The sequence below is a fragment of the Nonomuraea sp. N2-4H genome, assembly GCF_045291505.1.
GTDB lineage: Bacteria > Actinomycetota > Actinomycetes > Streptosporangiales > Streptosporangiaceae > Nonomuraea > Nonomuraea fastidiosa.
In genome coordinates this window covers 5,041,963-5,054,378 of sequence record NZ_CP147987.1, presented here as the reverse complement: position 1 = coordinate 5,054,378, position 12,416 = coordinate 5,041,963, and the positions used below count along the sequence as shown (strand labels likewise).

General features: G+C 72.0%; 13 protein-coding genes. 8 read left to right on the top strand and 5 right to left on the bottom strand.

The window, feature by feature from the left end; genetic code table 11:
* Window positions 1–73: 73 nt before the first annotated feature.
* Window positions 74–1,249: an aminotransferase class I/II-fold pyridoxal phosphate-dependent enzyme gene (locus WBK31_RS23275; protein ID WP_364055494.1), complete on the top strand. Its 1,176-nt coding sequence runs from the start codon at window positions 74–76 to the stop codon at window positions 1,247–1,249.
* A 29-nt stretch (window positions 1,250–1,278) separates the two neighbouring features.
* Window positions 1,279–2,211, top strand: a complete 933-nt coding sequence (locus WBK31_RS23270; RefSeq protein ID WP_378787582.1) for a serine/threonine dehydratase — start codon at window positions 1,279–1,281, stop codon at window positions 2,209–2,211.
* On the opposite strand, the gene panB is transcribed toward WBK31_RS23270, so the two are convergent.
* The gene (gene panB / locus WBK31_RS23265; protein ID WP_364055488.1) at window positions 2,202–3,053 is read right to left on the bottom strand and encodes a 3-methyl-2-oxobutanoate hydroxymethyltransferase; all 852 of its coding nucleotides are present in this window, start codon (window positions 3,051–3,053) and stop codon (window positions 2,202–2,204) included. The two genes, WBK31_RS23270 and panB, sit on opposite strands and share 10 nt — an antisense overlap.
* A 132-nt stretch (window positions 3,054–3,185) precedes the next feature.
* Here panB and WBK31_RS23260 point away from each other — a divergent pair, with 132 nt between their 5' ends.
* The 3 genes from WBK31_RS23260 to WBK31_RS23250 all read left to right on the top strand — a co-directional run bounded on the left by WBK31_RS23260 (window position 3,186) and on the right by WBK31_RS23250 (window position 7,035).
* Complete coding sequence (locus WBK31_RS23260) at window positions 3,186–4,526, top strand: MFS transporter (protein WP_406673122.1); 1,341 nt, start codon at window positions 3,186–3,188, stop codon at window positions 4,524–4,526.
* Between the two features lie 211 nt (window positions 4,527–4,737).
* Entirely contained in the window at window positions 4,738–6,300 is a 1,563-nt protein-coding gene (locus tag WBK31_RS23255) for an MFS transporter (protein WP_364055482.1), read from the top strand.
* Window positions 6,301–6,429: 129 nt separating this feature from the next.
* Window positions 6,430–7,035 carry a TetR/AcrR family transcriptional regulator gene (locus WBK31_RS23250; RefSeq protein WP_364055479.1) on the top strand — a complete coding sequence of 202 codons (606 nt, stop codon included), beginning with the start codon at window positions 6,430–6,432 and terminating at the stop codon, window positions 7,033–7,035.
* Window positions 7,036–7,057: 22 nt separating this feature from the next.
* Here the strand turns inward: WBK31_RS23250 and WBK31_RS23245 are convergent, their stop codons facing one another.
* Both WBK31_RS23245 and WBK31_RS23240 read right to left on the bottom strand, forming a co-directional pair.
* The gene (locus WBK31_RS23245) at window positions 7,058–7,849 is read right to left on the bottom strand and encodes an ABC transporter permease (RefSeq protein WP_364055476.1); all 792 of its coding nucleotides are present in this window, start codon (window positions 7,847–7,849) and stop codon (window positions 7,058–7,060) included.
* Complete coding sequence (locus WBK31_RS23240) at window positions 7,846–7,974, bottom strand: hypothetical protein (RefSeq protein ID WP_364055473.1); 129 nt, start codon at window positions 7,972–7,974, stop codon at window positions 7,846–7,848. Before WBK31_RS23240 ends, WBK31_RS23245 begins: the two co-directional genes overlap by 4 nt.
* Before the next feature lie 136 nt (window positions 7,975–8,110).
* On the opposite strand from WBK31_RS23240, the gene WBK31_RS23235 reads away from it, so the two are divergent.
* Window positions 8,111–8,242 (top strand): hypothetical protein, encoded by a 132-nt coding sequence (locus WBK31_RS23235; RefSeq protein ID WP_406673121.1) that lies wholly within the window; start codon window positions 8,111–8,113, stop codon window positions 8,240–8,242.
* 13 nt (window positions 8,243–8,255) lie between these two features.
* Here WBK31_RS23235 and WBK31_RS23230 read toward each other — a convergent pair whose 3' ends face one another.
* Window positions 8,256–9,476 (bottom strand): hypothetical protein, encoded by a 1,221-nt coding sequence (locus WBK31_RS23230; protein WP_406673120.1) that lies wholly within the window; start codon window positions 9,474–9,476, stop codon window positions 8,256–8,258.
* Window positions 9,477–9,560: 84 nt separating this feature from the next.
* Between WBK31_RS23230 and WBK31_RS23225 the strand changes: the two genes are divergently transcribed.
* Both WBK31_RS23225 and WBK31_RS23220 read left to right on the top strand, forming a co-directional pair.
* Window positions 9,561–10,241 (top strand): TetR/AcrR family transcriptional regulator C-terminal domain-containing protein, encoded by a 681-nt coding sequence (locus WBK31_RS23225; RefSeq protein WP_364055464.1) that lies wholly within the window; start codon window positions 9,561–9,563, stop codon window positions 10,239–10,241.
* A gap of 280 nt (window positions 10,242–10,521) precedes the next feature.
* Window positions 10,522–10,869 carry a hypothetical protein gene (locus WBK31_RS23220; protein ID WP_364055461.1) on the top strand — a complete coding sequence of 116 codons (348 nt, stop codon included), beginning with the start codon at window positions 10,522–10,524 and terminating at the stop codon, window positions 10,867–10,869.
* Between the two features lie 432 nt (window positions 10,870–11,301).
* On the opposite strand, the gene WBK31_RS23215 is transcribed toward WBK31_RS23220, so the two are convergent.
* A complete protein-coding gene (locus WBK31_RS23215) occupies window positions 11,302–12,369 on the bottom strand; it encodes a DNA alkylation repair protein (protein ID WP_406673119.1) in 1,068 nt (355 codons plus the stop codon).
* Window positions 12,370–12,416 lie beyond the last annotated feature (47 nt).

Here is a 12,416-nt window from a genome sequence, read left to right as displayed (position 1 = left end):
AAGGGATCCTGCTGGTATGAACGATTTCCGCCCCGAGGCGCAGTCCCACGCACTATCCGGCGCTACATCCGAGATGTCGTCCGAAACGCGGCCGGAGACCAGGACCGTGCACGTGCCGCACGTCCCCATCGAGGGCAGCCGCCCCATCGCCGTGCCGATCTACCAGACCTCGGGGTTCTCCTTCGACGACCCGGCCGTGATGGCCGAGTCGATGGGCCACCCCGACAAGTCGTTCGTCTACGGGCGCTACAGCAACCCCACCGTGCGCTCGCTCGAGCAGGCCGTGGCCGGCCTGGAGGGCGGCGCGGCCGCCGTGGCCACCGGCTCCGGCATGGGCGCCATCAACACCGTGCTGCTCGGCCTGCTCAAGCCCGGCGATCACCTGGTGGCCCAGAACTCGCTGTACGGCGGCACCGCCGCCATGCTCAACGAGCTGATCGACAGGTTCGGCATCGAGGTCACGTACGTGGCGGAGAACGACCCCGCCGCGCTGCGCGCCGCCGTACGGCCGCAGACCAGGCTCGTCTACCTGGAGACCATCAGCAACCCCATGACGCTGGTGGCCGACCTGCCCGGCATGTGCGCGGTGGCCCGCGAGCTGGGCATCCTGTCGGTGGTGGACAACACGTTCGCCTCGCCGCTGCTGTGCCGGCCGATCGAGCACGGGGCCGACATCGTGGTCCACTCCTCGACCAAGTACCTGGGCGGCCACAGCGACATCGTGGGCGGCATCGCGGTCTTCGCCGACGCCGCCCTGTACGAGCGGGTCTGGCACTTCGCGATCGAGCTGGGCGCCTCGCCCGACCCGTTCGCCGCCTGGCTCACGCTGCGCGGCATGCAGACGCTGGCGCTGCGCATGGAACGCCACTGCTCCAACGCCCTTCACCTGGCGACCAGGCTTCAGGAGCACCCGGCGGTCACCGCCGTGCACTATCCGGGGCTGGCCTCGCACCCCTCGCATGAGCTGGCGGGCAAGCTGCTGTCCGGGTGCGGTGGCGTGTTCTCGTTCGACCTGGCCGGCGGGCGGGAGGCGGGGGAGCGGTTCATGAGCTCCGTACGCCTGGCGCTGCTCGCCCCCTCGCTGGGCGGCGTGGAGACGCTGGTCCTGCACCCGGCGACCACCTCGCACCGTGCGCTCAGCGCCGAGGAGCTGCGCCGCTGCGGCATCGGCGAGGGCACGGTCCGCGTCGCCGTCGGCATCGAGCACCCCGAGGATCTGTGGGCGGATCTCGCGCGAGCGCTGGCATAGCCTGGATCGCGACGATCTGAGGGGGAGACGTGACCACAGTCACCTATGACGATGTGACGGCGGCGGCCGCCCGGATCTCCGGGCATGTCCTGCGCACACCCGTGATCGAGGTCGCGCCGCGGCTCTGGCTGAAGCTGGAGCAGCTGCAGCACAGCGGGTCCTTCAAGGTGCGCGGGGCCTTCAACCGCATCATGTCCGCGGGTGACCTGCCCGCTGCCGGGGTGATCGCGGCCAGCGGCGGCAACCACGGGCTCGCGGTGGCGTTCGCCGCGCGGGCGCTCGGCGTGCGGGCGGAGATCTTCGTCCCTACGGTGACCAGCCCGGTGAAGGTGGCCGGGCTGGAGCGGCTGGGCGCGCGCATCACGCAGACGGGCGCCATCTACGCCGAGGCGGCCGAGGCCGCGGCCAAGCGGGCCGCCGAGACCGGCGCGCTGTCCGTGCACGCCTACGACCAGCCCGAGGTGGTGGCCGGGCAGGGCACGGCCGGGCTCGAGCTGATCGAGCAGACGGGCGGCGTCGACACCGTGCTGGTGGCCGTGGGCGGCGGCGGCTTCGCGGCCGGCGTCACGCTGGGCACGTCGGTGTCAGGGCCGCGCATCGTGGCCGTCGAGCCCGAGCGCATCCCCACGCTCAACGCGGCGCTGCGGGCGGGCGAGCGGGTGCAGGTGGAGGTCGGCGGCATGGCGGCCGACGCGCTGGGGGCCAGCATGATCGGCGGGCTCGCGTTCGAGATCCTGTCCGGCCCCCGGGTGGAGAGCGTGCTGGTGAGCGACGAGGCGATCGTCGCGGCCCGGCGTACGCTCTGGGAGCGCCACCGGGTGGCGGCCGAGCACGCCGGTGCGGCCGCCTACGCGGCGCTGCTGTCGGGCGCGTACCGGCCCGAGCCGGGCGAGCGCGTGGCGGTGGTGGTGTGCGGAGCCAACACCGACCCCGCCACGCTCGTCTCCGGGAGTCAGCCGTAGGTGTGCTCGGGCGCCGGGAAGGCGCCCGAGACCACGTCGTCGGCGAACGCCCGCACCGCCCGGTCCAGCTCGGCCCCGAGGTCGGCGTACCGCTTGACGAACTTGGCCGGGCGCGGCGTCAGCCCCATGAGGTCCTGCCAGACCAGCACCTGCGCGTCCGTCGCCGCCCCCGCGCCGATCCCGATCGTGGGGATCGCCAGCGAGGTCGTCACCCGCTGCGCGAGGTCGGCGGGCACGCATTCGAGCACCACCGCGAACGCCCCGGCCCGCTCCAGGTCCTTGGCGTCCGCCATCAGCTCGGCACCCGCCTGGCCGCGCCCCTGGACGCGGTAGCCGCCCATCACGTTGACCGACTGCGGGGTCAGCCCGAGGTGCGCCATCACCGGCACACCGGCCGAGACCAGCGTCTCGACCTGCGGCAGCACCCGGCGGCCGCCCTCCAGCTTGACCGCGTGCGCCCCCGCCTCCTTCATGAACCTGGCCGCCGACTCCAGCGCCTGCTGCGGCGAGCCCTGGTACGAGCCGAACGGCAGGTCGGCCACCACGAGCGCCCGCGACGAGCCGCGTACCACGGCCGCCGTGAGTGGCAGCAGGTCGCCGACGGTGACCGGCAGCGTGGAGTCGTAGCCGTAGACGACCATCGCCGCCGAGTCGCCCACCAGCAGGACGGGGATGCCGGCGGCGTCGAACACCTTGGCCGTCATGGCGTCGTAGGCGGTGACCATGGGCCACCGCTCTCCGCGCTCCTTGGCGGCGGCGAGGTCGCGGACGGTGACGCGGCGTCCGGACGCGCCGCCGTACAGCGTCGTTGAAGAGGTGGATGGGGTGGTTGAAGAGGACATGTGACAACCCTCCAGAAACGTCTCGAGGCGCCCTGGTGCGTCCCCGGACTCTCTTGATGATGGCACGCGGAAAACCGGTGGCGAAAACGTCGGAGGGCTTTGCCACAATCGGTGCGGAGGTAACGAACGTACATGGCTCTCGACCCTTACCGAAGACTGCTGAAGATCCCCGGCGTGCCCACGCTGCTCCTGGTGGGGCTGCTCGCGCGGGTGCCGACCACGGCCACCGCGATGACGCTGACGCTCCACGTCGCCAACACACTCGACCTCGGGTACGGCAAGGCCGGGGTGATCACCGCGGTCAACACGATCGGCATGGCGGTCGGGTCCCCGCTGTCGGGCAGGTTCGTCGATCGTCACGGGCTGCGTCCCGTGCTCATCGTCACCACCCTGGCCCAGGCGGCTTTCTGGTCGTGCGCGTGGGCGCTGCCGTTCCCCGCGCTGGTCGTCGCGGCGGGGCTGGCGGGGCTGCTCGCCATGCCGGTGTTCAGCGTGACCCGGCAGTGCCTGGCCGCGATGGTGCCGGTCGAGCAGCGGCGCAGCGGTTTCGCGCTCGACTCCGTACTTGTCGAGCTGTCCTACATGGTGGGTCCCGCGCTGGCCGTCGCGGGCCTGACCACGGCGGGCAGCACGGCGACCATGCTGGCCATCGGCGCCGGCATGACGATCGCGGGGCTGGGGATGATCCTGCTCAACCCGCCCATCAGGTCCGAGGAGGAGGACAACGAGCAGGGCGTGAAGGTGCCGCGGCGGCAGTGGCTCACACCCGGGTTCGCGGCGCTGCTCGGCACGATCGCCGCCGCCACGTTCGTGCTCACCGCGACCGAGCTGTCCCTGGTCGCCACCATGAACGAGGCGGGCCAGACCGAGTGGGTGGGCCTCGCGGTCGCCATCTGGAGCTGCTACTCGCTCGTCGGCGGCCTCATCTACGGCGGCCTGTCGCGGGGCTTCTCGCCGCTGCTGCTGATCGGCGGCATGGGGGCGCTGACCATCCCCGTCGGCCTGGTCGGCGGCGGCTGGCACTGGCTGGTGCTGGCGCTGCTGCCGTCCGGCATCCTGTGCGCGCCGTCGCTGTCGTCCACGGTCGACGCGATCAGCCGGTGGGTGCCGAGCGCGGCCAGGGGCGAGGCGATGGGCCTGCACGGCACGGCGCTGCTGATCGGCGGCGCCGTCTCCGCGCCCATCGCGGGCTCCGTCATCGACGGTACGGGGCCGTCCTGGGCCTTCGCGGTGGCCGGGCTGACCGGTGTGGCCATGGTGCTGGTCGCGCTGCCGTTCTGGCGCCGCCGACCGGCCGAGCGCTCCTGGACGCCCGCCGCGGAGCCGCCGGTGGATGCCGCCATGGATGCGCCCGTCGAGAAGGCGGCGGCCGTTCCCGCGGCCGGGGAGGCCGGCGCGGCTCCTGCCGCTGGGAAGACGGGTGCGGCTCCTGCCGCCGGGAAGGCCGGCGCGGCGGAGTCCGATCCGATGTGAGCCGTCTCACGCTCGTCGCCGCGGCCGGGGTTCGCGCGAACCCCGGCCGCGCCCTTTTGTGGCGCTGACCTGCGGCTTCACCGCATCGTTCGGCGTGCTGAGCGCCTCCGTTCACCGCGGAGTTACGAAACGAGACCGTTGCGTATCGGAATACCAAGCGATACGGTCGCGTTGCGAAACTTGGTCGTATCGAAATTAAGGAACTGTGCCAATGGATCCGATGACGGGACATCCGCGCCGATGGGGCATCCTCGGTGTCCTGGTGTTCAGCCTGCTGGCGGTCGTGCTGGACAACACCATCTTGAACGTCGCGATGAAGACCATCGCCGACGAGACCGCCGGCCTCGGCGCCACCCAGAGCGAGCTGGAGTGGGCCATCAATTCCTACACGCTGGTGTTCGCCGGGTTGCTGTTCACCTTCGGCGTGATCGGCGACAGGACGGGCCGCAAGCGCATGCTGATCATCGGCATGGTGCTGTTCGGCCTGTCCTCGCTGGCCAGCGCCTACGCCCAGGACCCGACCCAGCTGATCCTGGCCAGGGCGGCGATGGGCATCGGCGGCGCGGCCATCATGCCGGCCACCTTGGCGATCATCTCCAACGTGTTCCCGCCGGGTGAGCGAGGAAGGGCGATCGGCGTGTGGGCGGCCGGCGTGGGCCTCGCCGTCGCGATCGGTCCCATCACCGGCGGCCTGCTCATCGAGCACTTCTGGTGGGGGTCGGTCTTCCTCGTCAACGTGCCGATCGTGATCGTCGCCACCATCCTCATCACGACCCTCGTGCCGGAGTCGCGCGACCCCAAGCCGTCCAAGCTCGACCCCGTCGGCGTGGTGCTGTCGATCATCGGGCTCGTGGCCGTCGTGTACGGCATCATCCGCGGCGGCGAGCTGGCCACGTTCGCCGGCGCCGAGGTGCTCGTCCCGACCCTGTTCGGGCTGGCGGTGCTGGGCGTCTTCGTGTGGTGGGAGCGGCGCATCGACCACCCGGTCTTCGATGTGCGCAGCTTCGCCGACATCCGCTTCAGCTCGGCCATCGGCATGATGGGCATCGTCTTCTTCGCGATGATGGGCGGGATGTTCTTCTTGACGTTCTACCTGCAGATCGTGCTGGGCTACACGCCGGTGCAGGCGGGCGCGCTGATGATCCCGTTCGCGGCGGCGCAGCTCATCTTCGCCCCGCTCAGCCAGCGGGTGACGCAGCGTCTGGGAGCCAAGCTGTCGGCCACCCTGAGCATGATCCTGATCACGTTCGCGCTCGGTAGCTACGCCCTGATGGACCAGAACACCCCGATCGTGCTGATCGAGATCGTCTTCTTCGTGCAGGGCGCCGCGATGGCCAACATCATGCCGCCGGCCACCACCGCCATCATGGAGTCGCTGCCCAGGGAGAAGGCCGGCGTCGGCTCGGCCATGAGCAACACCGTCCGCCAGGTCGCCGGCGCGCTCGGCGTGGCCGTGCTCGGCTCGGTGCTGTCGTCCAGCTACCGCGGCGAGATCGCGCCCGCGCTCGCCGGGCTGCCCGCCGGTGCCCAGCACGCCGCGGGCGAGTCCATCATGGCCACGATGGGCGTGGCCCAGGAGCTGGGCGCTCGCGGACAGGCGCTCATCCAGCCGGCGTTCACCGCCTTCATCGACGGCATGCACGTCACCGCGCTGGTCTCGGCCGCGATCACTCTGGCCGGCATCTTCGCGGTGGCCCGGTGGATGCCGGGGAAGCAACGCAACGCCAAGCACGCTGAAAAGAGGGAGCCGGTGCTGTCGTCGTCGAGAGGGTGACGGCCATGCCGGTGGGCACATACCGTTCATCACGGGAGCGCACGGGAGGAGGCGTCCGCGCCGCCTCCGAGCCCCTGTGGCGGCATGGTGCGGATGCCGTCCGCGCCGGAGATGTATGGTGAGGCCGCGATGTCGAACCAGCAGACAGTGACCGCCCGCCCCGCGGGCCGTCCGCGCAGTGAGAAGGCCGAGAAGGCGATCATCGAGGCGACCCTTGACCTGATCGCCGAGGGCATGGGCGTATCCGAGCTGAGCATCGAGGCGATCGCGGCGCGGGCGGGGGTCGGCAAGACCACCATCTACCGGCGCTGGGCCAACAAGGAAGAGCTGGTCGCCGACGCGCTGTCCACGCTCAAGCGGCCCGTGCCGCCGCTGCCCGGCTCGTCCGTACGCGACGATCTCATCGCGCTGGTCGACAGCATGAGCAGCGACGCCGACACCCGCAACCGCCGCGTCATGAACATCGCGATGAGCGAGGCCGACCGCTACCCGCGCCTGATGGAGCGCTTCGTCAAACGCGCCATCGAGCCGCGCAGGAAGGCCGTGCTCGGCGTCATCGAGCGCGGCATCGCCACCGGCGAGCTCAGAAGCGACCTCGACCCGCACCTGGCGCTCGCCATGATCCAGGGCACGATGATGTACCTGAACAAGTGGGGGCCGGGCCTCGGCCTCGGCCTCGACCCCGACGTGGGGGCGCGCGTCGTCGACGCGATCCTCGACGGCCTGGCCCCCTGACCGTCCCGGCGTTCAGGCCGGCTCAACGGCCGGCCGTCCTGCGGCGGAACAACAGCGCAGCCGCCGGCACGCCCAGCGCCACCGCGCCCGCCAGCCACGCCGCCGCCACCGTGCCCGACGCCCCCACGGGCATGTCCAGGAGCAGCCCTCGCAGGGCCGCGACGATCGGCGTGTACGGCTGCGCGGCGGCGAAGTCCCGCAGCACGCCCGGCATCGTCTCGGCGGGCACGACACCGTCCGACACGTACGGCAGGAACAACACCACGAAGCTGAACGCGCCCGCCGCCTGCGTCGACCTGACCAGCAGCCCCCACACGGCCGCCAGCGCCGACACCGCCAGCACGTGACCCGTCACCAGGGCCAGCGTCAGTGCCCAGCCGGCGAGCGAGGCGTCCGGGCGGAACCCGAGCAGCAGCGCCACGGCCAGCGCGATGGCCGATGCGCCCACGTTGCGGATCACCGAGGCCACCACGTGCCCCGCGGGCACCACCCAGCCGCCGATCGGCAGGGTGCGGAAGCGGTCGATCATGCCGGCCGTCATGTCCTCGCACATCGCCACGGCGGTGAGCGCGGCCCCGTAACCGCCGGACATGACCAGCACGGCGGGCACCACGAAGTCGATGTAGGCGAGGCCGCTCGATCCGGTGGTGATCGCGCCGCCGAACACGTACACGAAGAGAACCATGATCATCACGGGCATGGCCGTGCTGATGATGAGGCCGTCGAGCACGCGCAGTTCGCGGCGCAGGTCGCGGAGCACCAGGCGGCGCAGGTCTCCGGCGGCGCTGATCCCGGGTGCGATGAGCGCTTTCATGCCGCCGCCGTCAGCTCGATGAAGACGTCGTCCAGAGTGGGGGTGCGCAGCCGTACGCGCTCGACCGCGACGCCGGCCCGGTGCAGCGCGTCCAGGGCGCGGCGCAGGTGGTCGGGGTCCTGCAAGGCCAGCGTCAGCTCGCCTTCCGCCGAGACCGGGTTCCCCGGCTTTGACCAGGACGGTGTCGAGGGCGCGGCCGACTACGGCGAGCTGCTCGCCGAGCTGCTCGACCCCGATGCGTACCCGGCGCTGTCGGCCGCGATGCGCAGCGGTGTCATGCGCGGCGCCACCGGGTGGATCGACGACGCCGACTTCACCTTCGGCCTCGACCTGCTGCTCGACGGCTTGGAGCAGCTCATCGCCCGGCGGTCGGCGCAGGGCGACTCCGGCTGATGTCCGTTGCGGGTCAGGTGAGGTCGGCGGGGATCAGCCGTTCGGTGATCAGCCGCCGCACGCGCTCAGACCCGGTACCCCGCTGATGCGCAGTGGCCCGCTCAGGCGCGGTGACCCGCTCAGGACCGGTGGGCTGGTCAGGCGCGGTGACCCGCTCAGGCTCGGTGACCCAGCGGCGCACCAGCTCCCATCCGTGGAAATACCCGAAGATGTACGGACTCATCGGCGACGGCCGGAGGATGCCCAGCGCGGCCGCGGCCTCCTCCTCGCCGGCGAGCGCCCAGCGCCGCAGGTAGCCGGTCAGCTCCGCCTCGCCGCGCCCCTCGTCCGCCATCAGCGCGACGTTCCCCCAGACGCCCCACAGCACGTTCTTCGCGTGGTGCACGGCCGCCAGATCGGCGTCGATCGGCTCCAGCCCCACCTTGGGCAGGATGTTCGCGTTCAGCCAGTCGCGGGCCTCGTTCCCCGGGAAGATCACCTCCTCGGCCACCAGCCCGAGACCCTCGCTGAGCGCGAACGACGGCGACAGCATGAACCGCACCTTCTCGCCCTTCAGCATCGACTCGGCGATGTGCCCGGGATGACCCTCGTGGGCGACGAGATACAGCAGGTCGGCCAGGTTGAATGGAATGTCGTTGTTGATGTGAATCGTCGACTTGTGCCCGCCCTCGTATGAGCCCGCGCCGTGGTACGTCACGCCCTGCACCAGCCGGCACTCGACCACCTCGTCATCCGGCAGCGGCACGATACGGGCGTTCGTCCGCGCCCGCGTCTCGGCCACCGCCGGCTCTGCGAACTCGGGCAGCCGCTCGATCGGGTCCAGCGTGTACGCCGCCGGCCAGGCCCGCCACCGCTCCTCCAGTGAACCCCGTGTCTTCGGCAGCGCCCGGTCCAGCTCGTCGTGCGCCTGCTCGAACACCTCCTCGGGCACCCACCGGACCTCCATGCCGAGGCACTCGCTCGCGTACTCGGCCAGCGGACGCCGCTCACCGTCCAGGTGACCCGCGGCCGCGCGCATCGCCCGTACCTGGGCGGCCGCGTAGGCGTCCGGTGCCCGCTCCAGCAGCCGCTCCGCCTCCTCCTTCAGCGCGCCCGCCGTCGCGGGCGGCTCGTTCGCGACCTGCTCGCTCCACTCGGCAGGGCCGTCGTAGATGAGCGCGGTGCCCGTCGCGCCGCCGGTCATGAGCCGATTGAGCCGCAGGGCCAGCAGGGCATGCTCGCGATCCCAGTCCATGACGTCACTTCCCTTCCGTCTGAACCTCAGCGGGCGGCTTAAGCTACCTGTACGGATTTCCGTACAGTGCACGGAAGGAGGGAGATGCCGGAGTCCATCTGGTTCCGCGAGGACGCCCGCCCGCGCCGCCCTCGCCTGTCCCGCGAGCGCATCGTCACCGCCGCCGTCGGGCTGCTCGACGCCGAGGGCGTGACCGGGTTCTCCATGCGCGCCCTCGCCGCCCGCCTGCAGGCCGGCACGATGTCCCTTTACGAGTACGTACGGAGCAAGGAAGACGTCCTCGACCTCGCACTCGACGAGGTCTTCAGCGAGATCGGCGAACCCTCGGCGGACGGCACGTGGCGCGAGATCCTGACCGGGCACCTCACCCGCAGCAGGGCCGTCATGCGCCGCCACCCGTGGATGCCCGCCCTCATCGCCACCCGCCCCCTGCTCGGCCCGAACGCGCTCGCCGGTTCCCGCGCCGTCTACGGCGCGCTCGCCCGCGAGGGCCTGCGCCCGCCCGAGCTCACCGCCGCGATCGGCACGCTCTCCTCCTACCTGTACGGCTTCGTCGCCTCCGAGAACACCTGGTGGGCCACCGTCCGCACGCCCGCCGCCGACGCCGAACTCCGCGCCCGCGTGACCGATCACCTGCTCGCGCACGAGGCCGAGCTCGGCCACCAGGCCAGGGTGGATGACGCCGACTTCGACACCCACTTCCTGCTCGGCCTCAACCTGATCCTCGACGGCATCGCAGCCCGCCTCCCCGAAGACACCCCCTGAGCGCCCCCTTCGTCGCAGGCGTCTCGTGGCCGGCCTGCACGAGCGCCTCGCGGCCGGGCAGCACTAGCGCTTCGTGGCCGGCCTGCACGAGCGCCTCGCGACCGCGCCGCACAAGCACTTCGCGCCCCGGCCGCGCGACCGCCTCGTGGCCGGGCTGCACGAGCGCTTCGTGGCCGGCCTGCCTAAGCGCCCTGTCCGGGCCACCCGGACTTCCGGCCGGGCTTGACCGAGCGCCCGGTGCCCGCGCGGATGATCGCCTGCGCGTTAGGCTGGCGGAATCATGTGCACCTACGCGTTTGTCGACTACAAGGTCCACTACGTGTGCGTGCCGTGCCGCCGCAGCTTCAAGCAGCCCAGGCGACGGCAGGAACCACGCTGTCCCCGCTGCGCGCGCCCGATGCGCTACGCCGGGCACGACTTCGCCGCGCCTCGCCGTGGCGACGAGCGCCGGTGGCGCGCCGTCGAAGCGGTGCTGGAGGCGGGCCTGCGCTACGACGGCTTCGAGCCCTGCGGATGCGGACGGCAGCCCAAGCCCCGGCCGCGGACGAGCGCCCAGGTCCGCGCCCGCCGCCGCCTCGCCGCCCGCACCGGCCTCCCCGAAGCCGACGCCTTGTCCCTGCAGCTGTAGCCCTGGCCCGCTCGAAACCGGCGTCCTGCCCATGCGCCCGTGACCCGGGCCGCTCGATGCTGTCTTGTCCACGCGCCGGTCATCCAGGCCACCCGCCGCCGACGGCCTCTTCCTGCGCTTGTGACTCCGGCCTGCCTGAAGCCGAAGCCTTACCCCTGCGTCTGCGCCCCGCCCGCTTACGCGCGCGGGCAGCGCCCATTGGCCTGGGTGACGACTGGCGGCTTGCGTCCGAACCCGAGCTGCGCGGGCCGTTGTCGCCTGCGCCGGTGTCGCCGGGACCGGCGTCGCGCGTGCCGGTGCTGCCCGGGTGGGTGCGCGTCCGGCTATTTCCTGAGGGCCGTCGTCTCGCCTGCCGGTCATCGGGAGGCGGGGGAGCGGGGAGCATGGCGGTCATCGGGAGGCGGGGAGCGGGGAGCTTGGCGGGACCTCTGGTCACGAGGTGAGGGTGAAGGGGACGGTGGCGGCTACGCGGCCGTTGACGATGACGTCGAGCTCTCTGGCTCCCGGTGGCTCGTCGCGGGTGGTGACCGGGCGGAACGAGTGGTTCTTGCGTACGGTGAACCGCGCCCCGGCGTCGGCGGCCTCGCGCTGTCCGAGGTGGAACACCCGGCGCGAACCCGTGCGCCTGATCGCGTACTTCAGCACCACCGGCCCCGCCGCGCCCGCCGTCACCGTGACCGCGAAGGCCAGTTTGCCGCCCACCGCCACCGTGTCGCTCTCCAGCGCCACGTCCTCCACAGAGCCGCTGCCCGGGGTCGCGCCCACCAGGGCCAGGGCCTCGGGGTGGCCGGCGCGCAGCAGGCCGCGTACGGCATGACGCAGCACCCGCTCCACGTGGGAGCCGCCGTCGGCACGCCACCGCCCGAGCAGGCGCAGCGCCACCTCGGGATGGTCTTCGGCCAGGTCGTTGACGTGGTTGGCGACCGAGCGGCGGACGTATTCGCTCGGGTCGTCGCGCAGCCGGTCGAGCAGGGGCAGAGTGGGGCCTGGCGTCATCAGCCAGGACACCCGGGTCGCCCACGGCAGCCGGGGACGCGAGCCCTCGGAGGCCAGGCGGCGCAGGTGCTCGTCGGGTGACTCCGCCCACCCGTACATGATCTTGAGGGCGTCTTCGCGGTGACGCTCGAGCAGGGGGCGTACGGCGAACTCGCCCGTCGCGTACGGCGTGAGCACGGCCAGTGTCCGCATCGCGTCGCCGAGGTGGTCGAGGCCGTGGACGGCGGTGTGCTCGGTGACGGGCCAGCCGCTCCACATGTCGAGCCGCACCCGCGTGGCCGCCTCGCGGACGACCTCGGCGGCGTGCGGGTAGGGGAGCGGCAGCGCCTCGCCGAGCGCGGCGGCGACGTGGGAGACCCGGGCCTTCAGCTCCAGCCCGTCGAGCCCGTGGACCGCCCGCGCGACGAACCGGTCGCGCGGGAACGGCGCCCAGGCCGCGGCCAGACCGTCGGCCAGCGCCGACACCGACCCGAGGTTGATCATTTCCTTGAGAGGTTGAGCCACGGGAAGACCCTGCCAGGCGCCACCGACAATTCCGCCCTCAGGAGACC

Excerpts from the sequence above, each read along its gene's own strand:
- WBK31_RS23275 (WP_364055494.1), top strand. The coding sequence starts at position 74 with ATGTCGTCCGAAACGCGGCCGGAGACCAGGACCGTGCACGTGCCGCAC.
- panB (WP_364055488.1), bottom strand. The coding sequence starts at position 3,053 with ATGTCCTCTTCAACCACCCCATCCACCTCTTCAACGACGCTGTACGGC.
- WBK31_RS23260 (WP_406673122.1), top strand. The coding sequence starts at position 3,186 with ATGGCTCTCGACCCTTACCGAAGACTGCTGAAGATCCCCGGCGTGCCC.
- WBK31_RS23255 (WP_364055482.1), top strand. The coding sequence starts at position 4,738 with ATGGATCCGATGACGGGACATCCGCGCCGATGGGGCATCCTCGGTGTC.
- WBK31_RS23250 (WP_364055479.1), top strand. The coding sequence starts at position 6,430 with ATGTCGAACCAGCAGACAGTGACCGCCCGCCCCGCGGGCCGTCCGCGC.
- WBK31_RS23245 (WP_364055476.1), bottom strand. The coding sequence starts at position 7,849 with ATGAAAGCGCTCATCGCACCCGGGATCAGCGCCGCCGGAGACCTGCGC.
- WBK31_RS23235 (WP_406673121.1), top strand. The coding sequence starts at position 8,111 with ATGCGCAGCGGTGTCATGCGCGGCGCCACCGGGTGGATCGACGACGCC.
- WBK31_RS23230 (WP_406673120.1), bottom strand. The coding sequence starts at position 9,476 with ATGGACTGGGATCGCGAGCATGCCCTGCTGGCCCTGCGGCTCAATCGG.
- WBK31_RS23225 (WP_364055464.1), top strand. The coding sequence starts at position 9,561 with ATGCCGGAGTCCATCTGGTTCCGCGAGGACGCCCGCCCGCGCCGCCCT.
- WBK31_RS23220 (WP_364055461.1), top strand. The coding sequence starts at position 10,522 with ATGTGCACCTACGCGTTTGTCGACTACAAGGTCCACTACGTGTGCGTG.